This window comes from Phycisphaerae bacterium (assembly GCA_018003015.1).
GTDB lineage: Bacteria > Planctomycetota > Phycisphaerae > UBA1845 > PWPN01 > JAGNEZ01.
The window spans coordinates 1-20,050 of the sequence record JAGNEZ010000072.1 but is presented as its reverse complement, the minus strand read 5'-3'; the positions used below and the strand labels follow the sequence as shown (position 1 = coordinate 20,050).

The window sequence follows — 20,050 nt, the reverse complement described above, 5'->3', positions numbered from 1 at the left end:
ATCAGGTCACCATTGTAGACGGCCAAAGCGTAGGCGGTGGCGTACTCGCCGGTCACTCCAGACCCAAGCGCAGCCCAGGAGTTCCCGTTCCACTTGGCAATGTTGTTGACTGGGACTCCTCCGGCCTCCGTGATCGCACCTCCCACGATCAGCTCATTGTTGTAGACCGTAAGGGCACCAACCCCAGGATAACCGCCTACAACCAAACCTGAGCCAAGCGAAGCCCAGGATGTTCCATCCCATCTGGCGACGTTGTTGACGGCAACTCCCCCAGCATCTGTGAATGTGCCTCCGACGATCAGGTCACCATTGTAGACGGCCAAAGCGTAGGCGGTGGCGTACTCGCCGGTCACTCCAGACCCAAGCGCAGCCCAGGAGTTCCCGTTCCACTTGGCAATGTTGTTGACTGGGACTCCTCCGGCCTGCGTGATCGAACCTCCCACGATCAACTCATTGTTGTAGACCGTCAGGGCACCGACCCCAGGATAATCGCCTACCATGGCTCCCGAGCCGATCGCAGACCAGGAGATCCCGGTCCACCTCGCGAGGTCATTGGCTGGTCTTCCCCCGGCTTCCGTGAAGCCTCCTCCGGCGATCAGTTCGCCGTTATAGACGGTGAACGACTGGATTTGATTGTTCATCCCCATCAGTAGCGGCGCCCAGGAAACGCCATTCCATCTGGCAACACTGTAGGCGGACACGTCGCCGGCGAGATGGAAGTTGCCACAGGCAACGACTTCGCCGCCAAGGACCACAAAGTCGTAAGCAGCCGGAATACCGTAGCCGTTGCGCAGTCCTTCACCCATGGGGTTCCATTCGGAGCCATTCCACGTGGCGGTTCTGGTGGCTGTGACCGCTCCGGCGGCGGTGAATGTTCCACCCGCGATCAGTTCGTCATCGTAAACCCCAAGAGCGAAGACGATGTTGTTCAAGCCGGAACCGAGGGCAGCCCATGAAGTACCGTTCCACCGTGCAATGTTGCTGACTTCAACCCCACCGGCTTCCGAGAAGCTGCCTCCGACGATCAGCTCGCCGTTGTACGCAGCCAACGATTCGACTCTGGCATTTGTGCTGGTCAAACCGTCGCCCACGGGCGTCCACGCGGAGCCGCTCCACCTGGCGATGCTTCTCAAGGAGATTCCGCTGCCGGTAGTGAATAAGCCGCCCGCGATCAGTTCGCCGCCGTGGATCGTCAACGCCCTGACAGCAGGCGCTGCTCCGCCCGTCAAGCCGGTGTCGAAAGGCGTCCAGGCAGAACCGTTCCACCTGGCAATGTTGTTCACGGTAATCCCACTGCCAGTGGTGAATGAACCTCCTGCGATCAACCCGCCGTTGTGAACGGCGAGCGTTCTGACAGTGGGACTCGTCCCGCCCGTCAAGCCGATGTCCAATGGCGCCCAGGAGGATCCGTTCCACCTGGCGATGTTGTTGACCGTAATCCCCCCTACGCTGGCGAAACTGCCCGCGGCGATCAACGCTCCATCGTAAACGGTGAGCGCGTAGACCCTGTCGCTGCTCCCCGTGAATCCGGGGCCCAACGGCATCCACGACATCCCGTTCCATTCGGCGATATCTCTTGCCGCGATGCCCCCGGCCAACCAGAAGTCTCCGGCAATGACTAGCCGCTCCGGCTGCGGACCCGTGCCGTCGCGGTCCCAGAGCACGGCGGCATAGACGATACCGTCGACGTTAACTCCGGGAATGTCCGCTGGGAACGTCCACTGTCCCGAGCACTCAGCGAAAGACCAACTGCTGCATGCCGTCAGTCCGATGCCCGCGATCATCATCATCCACAACACGCTTGACTTGCGTACCGGCGGAGTATCAGCGAAAACGATCATGTTATTGCTCCTCTTGTTTTGTCCTTTCCAGGCACAATTGTGGACGAGTCAACGTTCCATGTCCTGCGGCCTTTTTCCGCCCGTATGACCGCGCGGCTCAATTGGTACAATCGGGATCAGCCGTGTTGCCTTCACCACTGTAGCAGCGTTGGAACATGCCAAAGTCTGACTGATCTACATCGCTATCTTCATCAAAGTCGGCTGCGATATGGCCGTTACCGTTCGGCGTCAGCGTGCAACCGGGCTCGGGTTCGGGCAGTTCGGCCGGGTTGTACGGCACCGCAGGGCCCGTCGCGCAGGCCTCGAATACGGCCAGATCGTCTGAATCCACATCGCCGTCAGTATCGAAGTCGGCCTTGGCGGTGAGAAAATATTCGTACGCGCCCATGTCCACGATTGGCGGCGTGCCCGCGCCGGTGTCCGCAGTGGCCGGATCATCCACAAAGCGCAACAGCCCGGCCAGATCGAACGGCATCGGCTCGGTCGTGTCGCCGTCGCCATCGAGGTCGGCCAGGTCAGCCGGCACATCGGCATTGTTCCCCGCATCAATGCACGGTGATTCGGCCTGTAGTCGTAAGCTGTTCAGGACATCATCCGTAGTTCCCCAGGTGGCATCTGGGCCGGGGCTGGCCGAGCGGAACAGAGGATCCGCAGAAAGGTTGCCGTTGGTGCCAGTGGGGTCGGCAACGCCCGAGAAGTCATATGCCGTGTTGCCGTAAACGCAGTTGTACTGCAACGTCAGTACGCCCGGAAACGGGGAGCCGTTAACTCCGTAGAACCCCGAGGTATTGAACGCCACGATAGTGTTCGTGATGGTCGGGGAGGTAACAGCGTTAGGCATAGGGAACCAGACGACTCCGCCGCCATCTGGTGCGCTATTGCTCACGAGCGTGCAGTTGGTGATCTTCGGGGACGACCCCCTACACGTGATTCCGCCGCCAGATGTTGCGTTGTTTCTCGTGATCGCACAGTTTGCGATGCTCGGGGACTGGAAAACAGAGCTCGCGCCGCAGTAGACCCCACCGCCGTGCGGAGCACTGTTTTCCTTGATGACGCAATTACTGATTCTGACAAAGGAAAGATAACAGTAGACTCCGCCGCCGGCGCCGCCTACCGCGTTGTTTCCCGCGATGATGCAGTTGGCGATCGTCGGAGAGGAAGAGCGCTCGTGGTAAATCCCACCGCCAGAGTACGCGCTGTTTTCCGTGATCGTGCAGTTGACAATCGTCGCGGATGAAGAGGAGCAGTAGACTCCACCGCCGATCTCAGTGCTGTTTCCCGTGATCGTGCAGTTGACGATCGTCGGGAAGGAACCACTACAGGAGACCCCGCCACCGGCATAGTCCGCGATGTTCCCCACGATCGTGCAGTTGGCAATCGCCGGGGAGGAAGAGCGACAGCAGATTCCGCCCCCATAATCTCCGAACAAGTATTCTGACGCGTGGCCGTTACGAACGATGAAGCCGTCAATCGTGCTGACCCGGTAACCGGCTTCAATCGTGATCACGGAACCATCGGCTTGGCCATCCAGAACCGTCGGATTGGCGGCCCAGGCGCGCTGGCCACGTTGGCTCTCCAGGCCGGAAAAGCCACCGTAGACATGTGCGTACGAATGAAGTGTGATCCGTTCCAGGTAGGTGCCGGCCCTCACCCAGACTTCGCCACCGGCCGTAGCGGCCGCATCGATGCCCGCCTGGACCGTCCGCTTGGCCAAGCCCCAGCGCGACCCGTCATAGCTGTCATCGCCATCGGGAGCAACCCGGACGATCACATAGGGGCCCGGCTGGTGCCGAGTCCCATCTGATTCGTCGGCCCCGATGTCCACGCGCCCATCCTGAATGCGGGGCTGGCCGTCCATATCCAGCCAGCCGGCCTGTACCACGGCATCGTCGCCGGCCTCCCTGCAGGGCGAGTCAGGCTGGATGTGGACGTTGCCGTGGGGTACGTCGGCCAGCTTGGGGTCGGCTGAGACGTTGCCATCAGTCCCCGTAGGGTCGGTCACCCCGGAATAATTGTATCCCGTATTGCCGAAGACACAGTTGTACCGCAGCACCGGTGCACCTGATCCGGTGTTGTAGATCGCGGCTGAATTAAAGGCGACGATGTTGTTCGTGATCGTCGGGGAGCTGCTGTAGCAGTAGATCCCGCCGCCGTCCGATGCGTTGTTTCCCGCCATCGTGCAGTTGGCGATCGTCGGCGAAGAATACTCGCTGCAATAGATCCCGCCGCCGGAAAATGCGCCGTTTCCCGTGATCGTGCAGTTGGCAATTGTCGGGGAGGAGTGATCCCAGCAGTGCACCCCGCCACCCGTTGATGCACTGTTTCTCGCGATCGTGCAGTTGGTAATCGTCGGGGAGGAAGAGCGGCATTCGACCCCGCCACCCCGATACCCGCTGTTTCCCGTGATCGTGCAATTGGTGATTGTCGGGGAAGAATTGTGGCAGTAGATCCCACGGTCGCCGTTTTCCCCGATCGTGCAATTGGTGATTGTCGGGGAGGATTCGATACAGGCGATTCCGCCACCAGGTAACCCTTTGTTTCCCGTGATTGTGCAGTTGGTGATCGTCGGTGAGGAATTGTTGCAACTGACCCCGCCGCCGTCGAATATCGCGTGATTTTCCGCTATGGTACAGTTGGTGATTGTCGGGGACGAAGCGCTGCTACAGAAGACCCCAGCACCCTGGCCGTTGGTGTCGCCGCTGTCCAAGGCATACGCGCCGTTACTCGTGATCGTGCAGTTGATGATCATCGGGGAGGACGCGTCGCTGCAGGAAATCCCACCGCCCTGGCCGCTGGCGCTGCCGCCGTCCGAAGCATCCGCGTTGTTTTCCGTGATCATGCAGTTGAGAATCGTGGGGGACGAAGAGGAGCAGTAGACTCCGCCACCGCTGTTTGACACGGTGTTTCCTGTGATTGTGCAGTTGGTGATCATCGGGGAAGAAGAGGAGCAGTAGATTCCCCCGCCGTTGCGGAAATCCCCTGAAACCGTCCCGGTGCCATTGCGAATGGTGAAGCCATTCAACCCGGTTTCTGTGGAAGCGCCCTCGGCGAACGTCACCACACTCCCGGCCTGGTTGCCGTCGATGATGGTTGCGGCGACGACGGCGGGATCCTCCGGATTGATGCTCCGCAGCGTGAGCGGGATGGCGGGGATGGTGATGTTCTCGACATAGGCGCCGCTGGGCGAACCGGTCGAGGGCAGCACGATAATCGTGTCGCCGGACTGGGCCGCGTCGAGCGCCTCCTGGATCGTGGCGTAGTCCCAGGTGCCGTGCCAATCCACAATCAAGGTGTGGCCGGCGATCGAATCCGCCAACGCCTGAACCTGCTCACGTGGGATCTCTTTCATCACCGCTGACGTGTCTTCTCCGACGGGCGGCCCGCCTACCGCAATACACGGACTCATCCCTATCACGATCATGATAGCTGAAATGACAAGACGCATCTTCTTCCTCCTCCTCCTCTAACACGCTCTCAAGACTTGCACACGCGAGACATGGGCGGCCAACGAGCGGGTGGACGGCGGCGGAATTAAGAAAGGGAATGCCGCCTGTCCGTACCGCCTGGGAGGGTCGCCAGACCCTTCGGACAAGCACGGGCCGGAACGACACCCCCAAGCGGGAGTGCGTCCAGACCTCGTGCGCGTTGTCCGAATTCCGGGTTGACCCCGGCTGGCGATTTCCCAGGCAAGCGCTCAAGTCTGAAACGCTGATTATCTCATCAGCTTTGCTCGGTCCGAATCGGTACTCCTCAAACGAACATCGTTAGTCGGGCGGCCACACGGCCGCACCTCGTGCGGTGGGTCGAATCCTCGTCGACTCAGAAACGCAAGACGTGGAACGCTGCCGGAATTCCAGAAACGCTCCAGGCCCCATCTGGACCTTTCTGAGGTTTCAGAACGACACCACAGGAAGTGCATTATACCCAGCCCTAGAACCGGCCCCAAGGGTCTCCGCAGGGCATTCTCCCGGTTAACGATGCCCGTCGGTGGCGGGCTGCAAGTGTTACCAAAGCAGCCCTTTGGTTGGGCCTCGGCGGGTATCCAGCCATACTGAATGTCAAATCCCTGCCGAGGGCGGGAATGGCGAGAGGCCGGTGGTGCATATGTGCCTCTCGAAAAACCGTTCACAATTCGATGTCCGCCCGTGGCAGCTATGCCGCCAGGGCCAGCAGTGACGATGCCCGCTCGTCGGCTTCCGTGCGATCGCCGGCGTTGGGCAGCTTGCCGGCCAGCCGGGTGAGCGCATCCACCAGGGCAAACACGGTGAATCTTCCCTGCTGGCGGGCGATCTCCAGGGCCTCGTCGGCCACCTTGCGGCGGATGCCGTGCCGGCTCAGGACCTTCAGCACCTCGTCGGCGTCGTCTCCGATTTTGGTGACCATGGCCTTGCGGATGGTCTGGACGAACCCGTCGCGACGCTGATCGCGCTTCTCGACCAGCCCTTCGATGATCCGCCGGATCTCTCCCAGCGAATCGTGGACGTTGGCGGTGTGTTTGCGGGTGAACTCGACGATGTCCACCGCGTCCCAGACGATGTGGTTCTGGCAGATCGCCTGGAACCAGAACGTCTGGATACCCACCGTTCGCCGGCCGACCTCCGAGTTCCAGAGGAAGAATCCCGGAGCGAAGGGCTCGCCGTCGATGTCCGTCCAGCCCATCGGGTCGATGAGGAAGCAGAACATGTCCTGTTCGCCGCAGTACAGCCCCGTTCCTCCCCTGGGCCGGGCCGTCTTCTCCAGCTCTTCCCAGGGCGGGGTGTCCTCCGGGTTGGCCAGCTCCGTCGGCGGAGCGGCAGCTTCCTGCGGTGGCCGGAAGTCCGTGGCGAACTCCCGGACGATGTTCAGCAGGTCCACGTTGTACAGCCGGGTGTAGCTGGTACCGTGAATCGACCGAATCGTCGAGCCGGACGTGAGCGCCTGGGCCGGCTTCTCGCCGCCGGGCATGGTCTCCTGAAGCGCCCGAGCGGCGGTCTCCGGCGACAGCCGATTCAGCGTATCCTTGCTGACGTTGGCCAGACGGCACAACTGTGAGAACGACCAGTCGTTCATGAAGAATTCCTGATCGTCGAATCCCAGCACCACGGTGCCGGGTTGGGAGAGCGGCCGAAGCCGCTGGGTGGCGGGCCAGTGTTCGACCGACCGCTCGCGGTCTTCCTGGCAATGCTGCCAGAGTTCGACGAGCGTGCCGAATCGTTCATCTTCCGTCCGCCGGAACATTTCTTCGCATGCGCGTGTGAGATTGGGCATGGATGTCTCCTTGCATTCAATGAGAACAAGCGTTTCCGCCTGCCGAGTAACCTGTGTTGCACCACCGGTCTCTCATGGGGAGGACTCGGCCGTCAGCACAATGGAAATGCCGATCCTCTCGATCAGGGTTATGCGTCGGCCGGCGTGAAGCGTGACGTGGAGAAGGGAGAAACTTCTGGATCGCCCGCTACCGCCGATTCTTGGTCAGGCAGAAGAACATGGCGTTGATGAGCATGAAGATCCGCCACCGCGAGGGCAGACGATACTCGGGAAAAATCGCCTTGGCCGGGCATTCACTCACGCACAGCCCACAGTCGATGCACAATTCGGGGTCGATGTAGAGCATGGCTGCTCGCGACCAGGCGGGTTCCGCCGGCGTGGGGCCGATGCAGTCCACCGGACAGACCGCCAGGCACGCGGCACAGCGGGGTCCCCGGCAGGGTTGGGTAATGACATGGGTCATCTGGGCATCCTCATTTCAAGGGGCCAGGTGGAGACATGACCCGCGTATAAAACCTCTGCGTGTGGGCCGACGCCGGCCCAATGGTAACCGTCGGTCAGCTTGCCTCGGATGCAGTCGCCTGCTGGTCCAGGATCCACGTGTGAACCTGGTCGATGGTCTTGGCCAGGAGCAGCAGGTCGTCGCGGCCGAAGCTGGACGTTTCCTTCCACTCCTCGCCATCCTTGTAGATGCGGACAAGGGTCACGTTGAAACGCGTCCCGTTGCTCGTCTCGTTGGCCCATACCAAGGCCTTGATGTGGCCGTGGCGGACTTCCTGAACGGGTCGATTGACTGGCTTGGACATAAAGCACCTCCTTCATAACTTTGGCAAGGTCATCGTCTCCCACCTGACACGTGGGTTATGCTGTCGCTGCGGGGGAACGTGACGTGGGACCACGCCGCCCGGCAGAAGACAGGGCTGGCCGGTATGGGTATGACACTCGTAGGAGTCACGAAGACCTGGAGAACTCTTACGGCCGAAAGCAGAATCGCCCGGGGGAACATGGGAGGTGCTGACCATGCGGAAACGCCCCAGACGGCCCGTGTAGGCGTCGCGGTCAACGACGACGCGCGAAGAGTATCGCGAGATAGCCAAGGAGAGCGACGGCCGCGGCGTCGGGGTGGGCAAACGCGAAGGCGCCCAACATCAGCACCAAAGTGAAGCCTGCGTCCATGATCGTTTATATGCCACATTCCGCCAAGAATGTCACGCTGGCCACGCTGATCGCGACTTGCCCACCAACCCGCCTGAATATGCAGCGTGCCGTCCGCGAGCTGGCCTTGCCGGAGATCCAGGCGGTTCTTGCGGAGATCGAAGGCCTCCGGGGCGAGGTTCGGGCGTTGCCGGCCAGGGTGTCGGAACAGACTGGGCGGTGACCATTCAACCAGAGGGGCCATCGAACCACGCCGGCCGCGGCCGGGAATCCGGGTGCTCATGACGTGTCGGCGGGCTCCTTTTTCAATGGACCGCCCCAGTTGGCCACCGACCCGATGCTGTAGCCCCGCCGATTGCACCAAGCCTCGTGCGATCCTCCATCCAGCAGGTGTTCAATGAGCCCCAGGGCGGAATCCACGACCGCCCGAATGTCGTGGAGTTCCTGGCCCTTGGCCACAAAGAGGGTTTCCACGCCGGTGGTTTCCGGGCAACTGCGGTGGATGGCGAGCGAGTAGCCGAGCCCGTGGTCGGAAGCGACCTCCAGCACTTCGGCGGTCACCTGTCCTGACCAGAACATGTGAATGGTTTTGATCATGTGATTTCTCCGTGGTTGACGGCATTGCCAGACTCCACCGGGCCGTCTGACGCCCGGCGCTTACAGATACCGGCATCTCTGCTGCTTATCACAGCCAGGGGGTTGCCGGCGAGCGGTTTTCGTTCCGCGACCCGTGGTCGGCCCACCACCCCTATGATGCGAGACCTTTGGCCGGGGGTGCTCCCGCCCACCCGCCGCAGGTGGGTGGCCTGCATCCCCTGCCGTCTACGGCCGTCGCCCTCGGGTCCTCACCCAGAAGGGCCGCCAGGCCTTCGGGACCCGAGGGCGACGGGCCGGCGGCAGAACCGGTCCGCAGACCGGTTAAGCATCCCTGCCCCTCTGCCGGTACGGTCCCGAGCCCGAGGGCTCCTCGACGGACCGGCTGCGCGGTAACATGGTGCCGCTGATAACCGGGCGTGGACCATGGCCGGTTGCCAGCAGCCCGGGTACCCGGGCTGCTCACGTCAAACGTCCGCCCGGCATCAGCCCCCGAAGGCGATGCAGTCAAGGAGAACTGATATCGAATCGACCCACGTAAATCTGTTATGGAGGAGGTGCAACCTTGCCAGCGGAATCACGATGGCTTCGACGGGTGCTGGTTCTGGCCAGCCTATTGCTGCCGATCACTGCCCTGGCGGAAGATAAACCAACACCGGTAGCCGAGCAGGGCCCGCTCCTGGATGAATCGAACATGCCCTACGAACGCCTGCTCGACTCATTTGCCAGCCAGCAGCAGAAGGACTTCACGGTCAAGGTGCTGCGTTTCGCCCTGACGGGGAGCGTGAAGGACTTTGAGGCGATCGCCCCTGTCATCGACAAGGACTACAAATCCGTGATCGATACGGGCCAATCCACGCTGCACCTGGCCGTGACCGGTGGATACAACGAGACGCGGGCAGAGATGTACGAGAAAATCTACCATATGGCCTGGGATCAACGACAACCCGCAGAGGCGTTGGATGCGGTTGTCCGGGCGATCTTCTATGACTCGAACGACTGGGTCTACTGGGCCTTCGCGTCCACCGTTCATGATGCACACTGGGCGGAGAAACCGACCAGAAACCTCGTCAAGGCCGAGATGTACGGCAAGATCGCCTTGTGCCTCCAGCCGCGTGATCCCGGACCCTACTACTGCGTCATCCGGGCCTACTACGCTCAGGGCAAGCACGCCGAGATTAGCCCTTTGGCGTCCCGGGCCCTGGAAGTGGCCAAATTCGACAAAGCCTACTCCCAGTTCCTGAGGAACGATTACGGGCGCGGTTACTTCATGGAGCATAAAGGGCGAGCCCTGGTCGCCACGGGAGACAAGGCCCGGGGCGAAGATTACTTGAAGATGGCCGCATCAGTCGGCTTTCCGCTGGCTTCTTTGAAGCTGTACGAGATGGAAGAGGGGACAATCTATTCGACCGTCACGGCCAAGCGGCTCAAGCTCGGGGACGCACCTGACTTTGGCCTTCACTACAGGGTGATCAAGGAGCGGCTGCAGGTCACTTATATCCGCAGTGGTTCGCCTGCGGCCGCCGCCGGCCTTCAGGTGGGCGACGTGATCGAGAGCTTCAACGGGCACCCGATCCGGTGCGACTACTGGACCGAAGCGAAGCTCGAAGATGTCTTGAACGCCGTTGCCACCGGCGCGACCGCCCAGGCACTCCTGCACGTCAGGCGGGGAAATACGGACGTGATCGTGTGTAAATAGGCACACCGCCGTGACCGCCACCCGGCGGACATCGGGAGGGGTGGGGCCGTAGGGTCGCATCGCGGCGTTGCTTGCCGGCTCAGGCCACCTGCGGCGGGGTCGTGAACCGTGGTCGGCGGGTGGATACAATACAGAAAGGGAGTATCCGTGTCGGGGTAACGAGGCTGCCCCCGGATGCGACCCGTCGAACGTGATTTTTTCACCCCCCACCGTCATGGGTCAAAACTGACGGTTTGTGTGTCGGGCATGAGGTCCCCGACGAAGGGCGAGACTTATCGGAGCGGCATTGCCCGTTGCCTCGATGACCCCACGGGTCGTCGGGGGAGCGCGTGATGAACGAGCGGGTCAGCTCCACGCCAGGGTGTAGCCCTGGTGGGACCTGTTCTAACGATGGAGTGAAACATCGTGATTAAGGTAAGAATCGCCGATTTTCCGGGCATGCGCCCGGGAAATCATAATGTCGACATGATTGTGATAGTTGATTACCGCGGCAACATTAAGCAGGTAATCAAGTCAGAGGATGTCGACTTTGAGGTCAGCTTCGAGGTGAGGCGGCATGGTAAGACGCTTATCTTCCTCGAACACCGGAAACCCAGCAGTACTGTTCTGGTTGGAGAACCGGTGGTGACTGGTCGGGACCTCGCGATGATGCTGCTCGGTGGCGGGATCACTTTCGGTGGTCTCGTACTCACAGCATTCGTCTAATGGCCCATCTGTAAGTTCTGAGTGTAAGCCGCGGACCCATTGGGTCCGCGGCTTACGCCGCTTTTTACGCAGTATTGCACGATTTGGAAGGCCGCGCAATCGTCGGCTGTTGGTTTTGAGGCGCTCGAAGACGGTGGGCGGCGGGGCGGACGCCGGCAACCCGAACGCCGTCGCGTGGCCAAGAACGTTCATGTGCCACACGACGGACCAGTCGCCAAACCTCGGGGTCATGCGGGGGAGCCATGTCCGGCACCAGCATCCCGCTCACTAAACCGCGAAGCCGCCGCCGGGCTCGCTCTTCGTCACGTTCGCTGCTGAACCGCCAGAGCCCTTGCCGGACAGTCTGGGCAAACAGTCCACACGGATTTCCGTGACCGACGCGAAGGGCGTGTTCGGCGGCGGCGAAGAACCGTAAGCGGTCGGCTTCGCAAACTCGGACGTACCCGCGGGCTACCGCCTGCTGGAACAGGCTCATCAGCCGGCCGGAATCCCGGAGGTCGGCCATCAGGATGCGGGCCAGCCTCGGCGGGGCCGGTACTTCTGCGGATGAGTGCTCCTCAGCCACCACGTCGGGTTTTCTGGTTTCGATCTCCGAATGGAGTTCCTGTTTGATTATGGGGGGTGGCGGTTCGGTGTGATTGGGCATGAACCGGGGTGAAGAATTGGTGTTGGATGGAGACCACGCCATGTTGACCTGAAAACGTCCACCAAACCGCTGGACGTGCCAACGGTCTGCCGGAATGGACAAGAGCCAGCGGGCCTGCCGCAGTTGCATTCGTGCCGCCTTGACGGTTCGAACATGCAAGCCGAAGGCGTCCGCCAGAAGCCGGGCTGAACAGGAACCCGCAGTTGAACATTGTCCCTCGTCGTGACGGTAGAGACAGCGCATCGCGGTGCCAAGCATGACCGCGGCTTTGGCCGCAGAGCATTCGCGGGCGATCTGCCGAAGTGTCCGACGCGGAAACGGCACGCGGCCTCGCCGACCCAGGTGACGCTCCATCGACCGGGCGGTTTCCTGCAACACAGGGGATGCATTGGCGGCGCCACGGGCGAGGCTGCAACGGCTTGCATCCAACCCGACCAGCCCGACCGAGACCAGTTGCCGCAGGGCCGCCCGCACCTGAGAAGGACGGGCACAGCCCACGAGTTGGTGGAGTTCGGGTACGGGATCAGTCAGCCAATCGGATGGGCTCGCAGGCAACGGTCGCTTGTGGCCTCGGAATCCGTCGGCGTGTCGACGCTCGGCGACTTCATGTAAGGCCAGGTATACCCGCAGGCCAAGCAGTGAGATCATCCTGGTCCGGTACGCGGACCAAACCGTGTAGATGTGGCGCGCAGGAATGACGCGATATCCGCCTTCTGGTTTGTGGAAACGTTGTGCGGTGTGCTCGTCGTGTCGGCCCATATTCCCCTCCGAACTGTCGTTTCGCAGTGAGGTGGTCGGGAATGGGCATGCTCAGGGCAGTGATCCATCCGCGAGCGAATGGTTTTCCGATTGACGAATTCAACAGGCGTGCTATGGTTCGGATTGAATCAGCCGAACGTAGTACACCCACGATTGCCATCCCAGGCAGGGGCGACCGATGCCAGGTCGCACCCTTGCCTGCCGAGCCTGCTTCCACAACTGCCCCGACCCACCTTTAAGCCCAGCGGCCAGACATGCCGTGCCGCTCCCCTAAGCATACGTCGCTTTCACAAGAGCGCAAGCCCTTTCTTTGCCGCTGGGAATCGCCGCCACCACCACCCACAGGCTCGGCAGAGCCTCACCTTCCCGCCGGCTGAGGAGAGCGGCGCGGGCAACCGGCCCGCCCCGCCCCAAAGATCGTGCCAGGGCCGGCGCCGTCTCTTGCTTCAAGTCAGTTGAATCCGTTCGGCCCTGTCACGCTCTTTGCGTAGCTCCACCCCGCCGCCGGTTTCCCTTCCGCTCGATGTTGTCTTGAAAAGCCTGCCGCCGTTCGCCATTGGGGGCGAACGAACGGCGTCAGGCTTTTCAATGCGGCCCAGGCCGCCTCACGAGAGTCGGGCGTCGACAACACGTGCATAGAAACCCGGTCGGTGGCGGAAACCGTCGGCCTTTGATGATTGGAGGGAATATGGACCTCGTGTGCATTCGCTGTGGTGAACCGTGGGACATGGATTACGTGCTGCATGAGGACCCGGGCGGGTTCAAGCGGCGCGGGGGACGGATTGAACACTGTCCGTGCTGCCCGAAGGAACCGCCGAAACACTCGACGCGGGAGCAAGGCCGGCTCGAAACGGTAGCCGCGCTGGCCGACCTGCTCGGGGATGACGTCGACGGTTTAGCCGCGACGCTGGAGGACCTGGAATTGGTGTGATGCAAACCGCGGCCGGCGGACCACCGCCGGCCCGCACGATGGGAGGGAAAGCCATGCAGTTACTCACGAAGGAAATCAAGGAAAACTTACCCAGGTTGTACGAGACCGAACGCGCTAAGGACCCGGTGGTTCAGGTGAAGTTCTTCACCCCCTGGACATTCTGGACCTGGTACGCCACCGAGTTCGACGGGGAGGACCTGTTCTTCGGACTGGTCGACGGCCTCGAGCGCGAATGGGGCTATTTCAGCCTGGCCGAGCTTGAAGCCATCCGCGGGCCGGGCGGTCTGCGGGTTGAACGGGACATGTACTTTCGGCCGGTGGCGGCCAGTCAGTTGACGGATGCTTTCGGGCGGTAGCCGCTCGAAGCTGGGGCCTGTCCAAGGCCCCTTTTATCCATCCGATGGGAGAAGACGAACATGACCAATGACCATCCATTCAACAACGAACCCGAACTGCCGGCCTACATCCAGGAAGCGATCCGGGCCATCCTCGACTACCTTTGGGATGATGAACTGGCCAACTACCTGGAGACCTCGCCGCGCGAGGGACGGGACAAGCACATTTTTAACACGATCCGGCGCGTAGACGGCTGGCTGGTCCATCACGAGCGCCCCAGACGCTGAGTCCACTAGGCCGGCAGGACACCTGCCGGCCTTCTCACCCCATGTCGATCAACAGCCCCTTCTGACGCACACCTGACGCGCGCCCAGATTCCCGTAATCAGCCCAGACGGTTTTTTCCGCGAGGGTCTGAACATGCACCGGAAGCCCGCCAAGCCGCCATGGAAAAGCCCACCGTGGGCGAATGGGGAGGACCGCGACCGCCAAACAAAGCCCTCACTCAACCCATTGGATAAACCGGCCCTTATCAAATGGGTTGTCCAATGCCCCCATTCTGATGTAAAGTACTATGAAGCAAGTTCTTGATGTGTTCAGTCGGGCACAGTTCTTGCACCAACCAAGACGGCGCCTTTCCTGTACGTCCGGTGGGTCTGGCGGTATCATCCGAGCCGTGCCCGGCCACACATCGATCCTTGAGCTTCAGCCGCGGGACAGGGAGATCCTGGAGACGCTGACCCGCCGTGTCTGCGTCTTGTCCATTCGGCAGATCGCCCGAACCTGGTGGAGCGAGTCACATCAAGCAGAACGGCGGGCTTGGCGACGGGTTCGTCAGTTGGAGCGAGACGGATGGGTTGAGGTCATTCGAGCGATGGCTCACCCGGAGCTGCCGCTGCAGCATCCGCACACTATCTGGTACCCCGGCAAGGCGCCTGCGAACTTCGGCAAGCTGGCGGGCCGGTTACAGGAGCGATGGAATCAGCCGGAGGTCTCAACGCCCTGTGTGGTCGGGACCGAACAAGCGGGAGCCGCGTTCAGTGGGCACGGCGGCCGGGCTCCCCAGGACAGCGAGGTCACGCACGACGTTCACCTCGCGGCCGTCTACTTGCTGATGCGTCGGGAGCTGCCCACGCGAGCCGCCTCGTGGGTAGGCGAAGCCGCGTTGCCGGTCGGCCAGGGTATCAAGGTTCCCGATGCCCTGGTTTGCGATGGACGGCAACGAACGGCGATCGAATTCGGCGGCAGTTACGACCACGTGAAGCTGTCGGATTTCCACGGTTACTGCGAGTCCCAGGGCCGGGGCTATGAGCTGTGGTGAACGCGATGGAGGACCGTGACAGTCAAATCCTGGACCACATCGGCCGGTATCGGCTGACCCTCCGCCCGGTACTCGATCGTCTGTTTTTCTCGGCAGACAGCAGCGGCTGCGGCAACGTATTAACCCGCCTGATCTCGCAGGGCTACGTTCAAGCCCGCCAGGTGCTGCCCCGCAGACGCTGCTATTACCAGCTCACCCGACTGGGGACGACGGGCAGGGTGCCGGAATCGCGGGCTCGTCTCCTTCGCGGCCAGGCCCTGCGTACCTGGCTGGGTGTGCTTTGGTATTGCTGCATGCATGAGGGCCAACGGCGGCTGTTGGAGCCTCGGGAACTTGACGCGATTTTGCCATCGGCTCCCAAGGGGATTCACGTCGCCGAAGCGGCTACCGGGTATCGCGTGCTGCGTGTTCACGTGGTCGGGCTCAAAGCGAAAGCCGGCTATGTGGCCCGCAAGGTCCATCACGACCTCCGTGCGACGGCGCAGGATTCCACGCTGGCGGCCTGGATCCGGAATCGCGACTACGGGTTTGTGATCCTGGCGGAGCGACCTCGGGTCCGGGAACTGGTTGACAGAATCAACAGGGAGCGGCTCGGCGAATCGGCTTATGTAGCGGTAGTCCCGGTGCCCGGGCCCCACAGCGTTCAAAAGGAGCTGTCTCTATGATGGAGAGGCTTAAGGCACTGATCAGCAAGGCCACCAGGACTGGCGCGTCCAAAGTACGCCGCTCGCCGATCATCTATTCGCCGCCAACCACCACGGATGTGAACTGGGACCGCCTGCCACCGGCGGCGGCCACCGCCAATATGGAACTGGCCTACCGCCAGGCATCGCCCGACGACGAGGAACTCCGCGGCATGGCCAAGCTGTATCTTCTCTTCGTCTTCCTGATTTGCCTCCTCGCCGCGATGATGTCGGTCATCACCGCTCCGTTCATCTCGTTCAATACCGGCCTGGCGACCGCCGGCGGTATCGCGTTCGGACTTACCTTCGTCGTGGGGTCGAAAGGACCGACCAGCGCGTTTTCCCGCGGGGCACTGATCGCCTCGCCTGTGGTCGCGTTCGTGGTCTTCCAGGTGGTTGGAAGGATCACGTCTTCGCGCATGTCGGCTGCGATGCTCTTCTCGCTGGTGACATTGGTGTTCTTCGCCATCGAAGGCAAGCGGCCGTTCGTGTTCTATCGGTCGTGGATCTACGCCCATCACCGGTTGACACCCGAAGCTCGTCGGCGGATGGAAGATGTTTCACTGCGCCCGCGTCTGGGCGTGCTTGCCCTGATTCTGCTCATTACCATCTTCGTGCCTGAGCTTTCGCCCACGCTGGCGATCCTGGGTATCGCTGGCGTGTGCCTTGCTGTGTTGCGCCGCGAGCTATTGGGCTTGAGGCGAGTGTTCCACCGCCTGATGCTCGTTCTGGGACAGTACATCACTTACGGAGACGCCGCCAGCCTTGCCCCGGGTGTATGGGTGCCGGAGCACTCGCTGGCGAAGCGTCACCTGGGCCTCTGGAAGATCGCCGTTCCGCTGTTTCTCTCGCTGACCGTCGGACTCTACATGTTCTGTCCCGCCGATTGGGTGGCGTCGAGCATCGAAGGGGATATCAAGGAACTGCAAGCGTATTGTGATCGACCGCGCGAATCCGGAGATTCGATCGATTTCTGGCGATTGGCTGCGATGCGGCCACGCGATTTCGACTCGGAGGCGTTTTTCAGTACGCCGTATGGTTGGATTAGTCCGGTGCTGGACAGCATGAGCGAAGGCAACACCGGCTATGCTTGGGTGTTCCTGCTGGTTGCAGTTTTCGTGTACGTCTTGCCGATGCTCGTTCTTCTCGCACTGTACAGCCGCCCCGTGAATGCGATCACCGCGCTGCGCGAATCGGTCGAAGGCTCCCTGGCCCACGATACGCGGCCGGAATGGCAATGCTACATCGATCGGCTCCGGCAATCTCGGCACACCTGTGAGTACCCGCCGATGAAGACCAAGATCGAGGAGGCCGCCCACCTGTTCGCTGGCGTCGAACCGTACGCCCAGTTCCCCGTCCTCCTGCACGAGAATGTTCTTTCTGAGCACTGCTACATCGTGGGCGAGAGCGGCAGCGGCAAGACGTCGCTGGGGATCATGCCGCTGCTGATTCAGTTGATACGGGGGAGGCTTCAAGTCAAAGACCACCGCGAAACAATCACGCCACCACCCCCGATCGTTGTTCTCGACTTGAAGGGCGACCCGGCCTTGTTCCAGGTGGTTCGTGAGGAACTGCTGAAGCGTCGCGAGCAGGCCAAGATTACCGAGGAAAGCGATCCGAGGTACGCCTTCCGCTTCTTCACGCCGGAAAAGAACAAGGCGTCGCACTTCTTCAATCCGTTCCAGAGTTTCGCGTCGGAAGCGCGAAGCGACATCCAGTTGTGCCACTTGTTCCTGGACGCTCTCAACCTGAATCACGGCGAAGGGTATGGACGCAGCTATTACTCCCGGCGCAACCGTCTGCTGCTCTACCACGCGTTGACCAAAGACCCCAAGCCTCAGTCCATTCTGGAACTGAGCGAGCGGCTCATGCGGTTGACAGAGCGGCGTCGACCGGGCGAAGGCGTCATGGGTCAGACCGACTACAAGCAGGATTCCTTCGAACTGGTGTCCACCATTCAGGCCCTCGCCGAATACCCCATGCTCGCAACCGCCGGCAACCTTGAGCACCCCGAGCACGCCATCTACATGCCGGAACTCCTGGAGCATCGCCAGGTGGCGTATTTCTGGCTGCCGGCCGCCCTCGAAAGCATCAGCGTTCGCGAGATCGGGAAGCTTGCCCTCTTCGCCCTGTTGACGGCGGCCATTGACCGGCAACGAGCGGGCGGCGAGCCTCGGCAGGTCTACCTGGTCATCGACGAGTTCCAGCGCATTGCCGGCGAGAACTTCAAGGTCATTCTGGAACAGGCCAGAAGCTTCGGCATATCGGCCATCCTGGCGAACCAGACCCAAAGCGATCTGCGTACCCACGATATCGACCTGCGGCCGACGGTGCGTGCCAACACCCGCGCCAAGATGTACTTCGGGTTGAGCGATAACGAGGAGATCAAGACGCTATCCGAAATGTCTGGCGAGGAAGTGGCCATTCTCATGGGAGCGGACACCAGCATCCGAACCACCGATAAGGCGATGGAGCGACCTTGGGGTGAATGGCTGAAACCGCGCATGACCAGAAACGAAATTCTCAAGATGACTGATCACCCTCTCCAGTATGTACTGCACGTCAGCCGCGGAGAAGGATACAGCCAGTTCGCCGGATTGCCGGTGTTGTGCCAGACCCAATACCCCATGGAAAAGGGAGATTACGAGAACCTGCAGAAACGTCCGTGGCCAGAGGGCCAGATTCACACGACGGTCGCGAAGAAGTCGCCCGAGGAACACGATGCCGAAGTCAAGATTGCCGCACAAGAGCAGCTTGCCAGCCTCTTCGAGAGCTTTGGCTGACAAGGTCCTCGCCCACGTCCATCTGTATCGCCTCACGACTCAGACGGCCGTGGCTGCGCTGCTGCTGGGCGGTGATCGGCAGGCTGCTTCGCACATACTGCAGGCGATGGTCAACGCCGGTGAGCTTCGACGCTTTGGTAAGTTGCTGGTCGAGCCGGGCGAGAGGCTCACAAGAGCCCAGTGTGTGCAGCGGTACGGCGCCCTCTGGTTCACATGTCTCACGACGCCACTGCGACCGGCTCTGGCTACGGAACAGTTGGATCGGCTGACGCGCCCCCTGATCGAACAGTATCAACTGCCGCCCATTGGACATGCCCTGTGCTATGCCGACCAGACGAATCGTCGGCTCGCACTCATTCGGGTCCAGCCACCGCCGCGGAAGGAGGGTCCGAGCGATCTGCAGCGTGTCCTCACTCGGCTGCAATCGGAGGTCAATGCCCCATCGTTCAAGTTGTGGTCGTACTTTGCAATGGGCGACGGCTTTGTGTTGAGTTTCCTGATGTGGAGGGCAGAAGAGGCTCGGGAGCTGGGCTTGTGGCTTCGGCGACGGCCGCTGGTGTCCAGGCTCGTGCATCCCTGGGTCGAGATCCCGGTGATTGTGCGACGGACCAGGCTGCCCCCATAAGAACAAAGACCCCTTGGGGTCTTCGTTCCCGCGGCGGCGATCTCCGACGTATCCGGCGTCTACCAGGAAGTCCCGGTGTCAAACGATCGCAGCCGCTCGCGCATCAGTCTGGGTAGGAACCCAAGTCGATGCATCCCGTCAGATTTATCACCCGTGACGGGGGGGGTGTGAAAAATCGAGTCGTCTCAATACATTATATCCCGCCCCGGCACCTTGGAAACGCCGTATTCTTGCGCCCCGGCGGCCGCCGTGCTACGGTGCGGTTATGGGCAGATTCCACAGTCGATCGCACGCATCTCGCCGGGCGGGTCCCATCCCGCCCCGGAAGATGAACGCGCGGCCGTTCCGGCCGGATGGCCCCGCTCCGGCTGGCCGGGCTCCGCTTCGTGTCTCCCCGGCACCTCGGCAGCAGAGTGGCACAGCCCTCGGCCGCCGGCGGCGACGTCGCCCTTCCCGGCTCGCTGACGACATCCTCATGTTTCACCTCGGTTGCCTGATCGGTCTCGGCCTGTACGCCGGGGTGAGAGCCCTGCTGTAGCAAGACGGCGGATGCGACATCAGGCTCTCGTTTGCACTCGCCAATAGGATCACCCCTGACCAGCCGTGATGCGGCTCAGAAGCCCGTCATCCGATTGGCTCGCACCTGCCCGCCCTCAAGTCAGGCTATCGAGCAGGTTGCGGATGAAGCCCGCGACATCGGCTTGCAGGGCGTCGTCCGGACCGCCC

General features: G+C 61.7%; 17 protein-coding genes. 10 read left to right on the top strand and 7 right to left on the bottom strand.

Going from position 1 to position 20,050, the window contains the following annotated elements; all coding sequences use genetic code 11:
• From KA354_21475 to KA354_21455, 5 genes are all read right to left on the bottom strand, one after another.
• On the bottom strand, positions 1 to 1,841 hold a 1,841-nt coding region (locus KA354_21475; GenBank protein ID MBP7937224.1), incomplete at its 3' end, for a hypothetical protein.
• A gap of 97 nt (positions 1,842 to 1,938) precedes the next feature.
• On the bottom strand, positions 1,939 to 5,286 hold the full coding sequence (locus KA354_21470; GenBank protein ID MBP7937223.1) for a right-handed parallel beta-helix repeat-containing protein: 3,348 nt from the start codon (positions 5,284 to 5,286) through the stop codon (positions 1,939 to 1,941).
• Between the two features lie 707 nt (positions 5,287 to 5,993).
• Positions 5,994 to 7,088, bottom strand: coding sequence for a DUF932 domain-containing protein (locus tag KA354_21465; protein ID MBP7937222.1), 1,095 nt, complete (start codon positions 7,086 to 7,088; stop codon positions 5,994 to 5,996).
• 187 nt (positions 7,089 to 7,275) lie between these two features.
• A complete protein-coding gene (locus KA354_21460) occupies positions 7,276 to 7,551 on the bottom strand; it encodes a ferredoxin family protein (GenBank protein MBP7937221.1) in 276 nt (91 codons plus the stop codon).
• A gap of 94 nt (positions 7,552 to 7,645) precedes the next feature.
• A complete protein-coding gene (locus KA354_21455) occupies positions 7,646 to 7,894 on the bottom strand; it encodes a hypothetical protein (GenBank protein MBP7937220.1) in 249 nt (82 codons plus the stop codon).
• Between the two features lie 368 nt (positions 7,895 to 8,262).
• Here KA354_21455 and KA354_21450 point away from each other — a divergent pair, with 368 nt between their 5' ends.
• Positions 8,263 to 8,466, top strand: coding sequence for a hypothetical protein (locus KA354_21450; protein MBP7937219.1), 204 nt, complete (start codon positions 8,263 to 8,265; stop codon positions 8,464 to 8,466).
• Positions 8,467 to 8,522: 56 nt separating this feature from the next.
• On the opposite strand, the gene KA354_21445 is transcribed toward KA354_21450, so the two are convergent.
• A complete protein-coding gene (locus KA354_21445) occupies positions 8,523 to 8,840 on the bottom strand; it encodes a hypothetical protein (GenBank protein ID MBP7937218.1) in 318 nt (105 codons plus the stop codon).
• A 562-nt stretch (positions 8,841 to 9,402) separates the two neighbouring features.
• Between KA354_21445 and KA354_21440 the strand changes: the two genes are divergently transcribed.
• Together KA354_21440 and KA354_21435 are read left to right on the top strand one after the other, a co-directional pair.
• Positions 9,403 to 10,536 (top strand): PDZ domain-containing protein, encoded by a 1,134-nt coding sequence (locus KA354_21440; protein ID MBP7937217.1) that lies wholly within the window; start codon positions 9,403 to 9,405, stop codon positions 10,534 to 10,536.
• A 405-nt stretch (positions 10,537 to 10,941) separates the two neighbouring features.
• Positions 10,942 to 11,241 carry a hypothetical protein gene (locus KA354_21435; protein ID MBP7937216.1) on the top strand — a complete coding sequence of 100 codons (300 nt, stop codon included), beginning with the start codon at positions 10,942 to 10,944 and terminating at the stop codon, positions 11,239 to 11,241.
• A gap of 64 nt (positions 11,242 to 11,305) precedes the next feature.
• Here KA354_21435 and KA354_21430 read toward each other — a convergent pair whose 3' ends face one another.
• Positions 11,306 to 12,241 (bottom strand): hypothetical protein, encoded by a 936-nt coding sequence (locus KA354_21430; GenBank protein ID MBP7937215.1) that lies wholly within the window; start codon positions 12,239 to 12,241, stop codon positions 11,306 to 11,308.
• A 1,093-nt stretch (positions 12,242 to 13,334) separates the two neighbouring features.
• Between KA354_21430 and KA354_21425 the strand changes: the two genes are divergently transcribed.
• From KA354_21425 to KA354_21395, 7 genes are all read left to right on the top strand, one after another.
• Positions 13,335 to 13,577 (top strand): hypothetical protein, encoded by a 243-nt coding sequence (locus KA354_21425; protein ID MBP7937214.1) that lies wholly within the window; start codon positions 13,335 to 13,337, stop codon positions 13,575 to 13,577.
• 53 nt (positions 13,578 to 13,630) lie between these two features.
• The gene (locus KA354_21420) at positions 13,631 to 13,933 is read left to right on the top strand and encodes a DUF2958 domain-containing protein (protein ID MBP7937213.1); all 303 of its coding nucleotides are present in this window, start codon (positions 13,631 to 13,633) and stop codon (positions 13,931 to 13,933) included.
• Between the two features lie 60 nt (positions 13,934 to 13,993).
• The gene (locus KA354_21415; protein ID MBP7937212.1) at positions 13,994 to 14,200 is read left to right on the top strand and encodes a hypothetical protein; all 207 of its coding nucleotides are present in this window, start codon (positions 13,994 to 13,996) and stop codon (positions 14,198 to 14,200) included.
• Positions 14,201 to 14,588: 388 nt separating this feature from the next.
• A complete protein-coding gene (locus KA354_21410; GenBank protein MBP7937211.1) occupies positions 14,589 to 15,233 on the top strand; it encodes a winged helix-turn-helix domain-containing protein in 645 nt (214 codons plus the stop codon).
• A gap of 5 nt (positions 15,234 to 15,238) precedes the next feature.
• Complete coding sequence (locus tag KA354_21405) at positions 15,239 to 15,898, top strand: hypothetical protein (GenBank protein MBP7937210.1); 660 nt, start codon at positions 15,239 to 15,241, stop codon at positions 15,896 to 15,898.
• Positions 15,895 to 18,699, top strand: a complete 2,805-nt coding sequence (locus tag KA354_21400) for a TraM recognition domain-containing protein (protein MBP7937209.1) — start codon at positions 15,895 to 15,897, stop codon at positions 18,697 to 18,699. Before KA354_21405 ends, KA354_21400 begins: the two co-directional genes overlap by 4 nt.
• Complete coding sequence (locus KA354_21395) at positions 18,692 to 19,324, top strand: hypothetical protein (GenBank protein ID MBP7937208.1); 633 nt, start codon at positions 18,692 to 18,694, stop codon at positions 19,322 to 19,324. Before KA354_21400 ends, KA354_21395 begins: the two co-directional genes overlap by 8 nt.
• Positions 19,325 to 20,050: the final 726 nt, after the last annotated feature.

Coding starts and splice junctions, on each gene's coding strand:
- KA354_21470 (MBP7937223.1), bottom strand. CDS start 5,286: ATGCGTCTTGTCATTTCAGCTATCATGATCGTGATAGGGATGAGTCCG.
- KA354_21425 (MBP7937214.1), top strand. CDS start 13,335: ATGGACCTCGTGTGCATTCGCTGTGGTGAACCGTGGGACATGGATTAC.
- KA354_21460 (MBP7937221.1), bottom strand. CDS start 7,551: ATGACCCATGTCATTACCCAACCCTGCCGGGGACCCCGCTGTGCCGCG.
- KA354_21400 (MBP7937209.1), top strand. CDS start 15,895: ATGATGGAGAGGCTTAAGGCACTGATCAGCAAGGCCACCAGGACTGGC.
- KA354_21450 (MBP7937219.1), top strand. CDS start 8,263: ATGATCGTTTATATGCCACATTCCGCCAAGAATGTCACGCTGGCCACG.
- KA354_21445 (MBP7937218.1), bottom strand. CDS start 8,840: ATGATCAAAACCATTCACATGTTCTGGTCAGGACAGGTGACCGCCGAA.
- KA354_21415 (MBP7937212.1), top strand. CDS start 13,994: ATGACCAATGACCATCCATTCAACAACGAACCCGAACTGCCGGCCTAC.
- KA354_21420 (MBP7937213.1), top strand. CDS start 13,631: ATGCAGTTACTCACGAAGGAAATCAAGGAAAACTTACCCAGGTTGTAC.
- KA354_21465 (MBP7937222.1), bottom strand. CDS start 7,088: ATGCCCAATCTCACACGCGCATGCGAAGAAATGTTCCGGCGGACGGAA.
- KA354_21405 (MBP7937210.1), top strand. CDS start 15,239: ATGGAGGACCGTGACAGTCAAATCCTGGACCACATCGGCCGGTATCGG.
- KA354_21455 (MBP7937220.1), bottom strand. CDS start 7,894: ATGTCCAAGCCAGTCAATCGACCCGTTCAGGAAGTCCGCCACGGCCAC.
- KA354_21430 (MBP7937215.1), bottom strand. CDS start 12,241: ATGGAGCGTCACCTGGGTCGGCGAGGCCGCGTGCCGTTTCCGCGTCGG.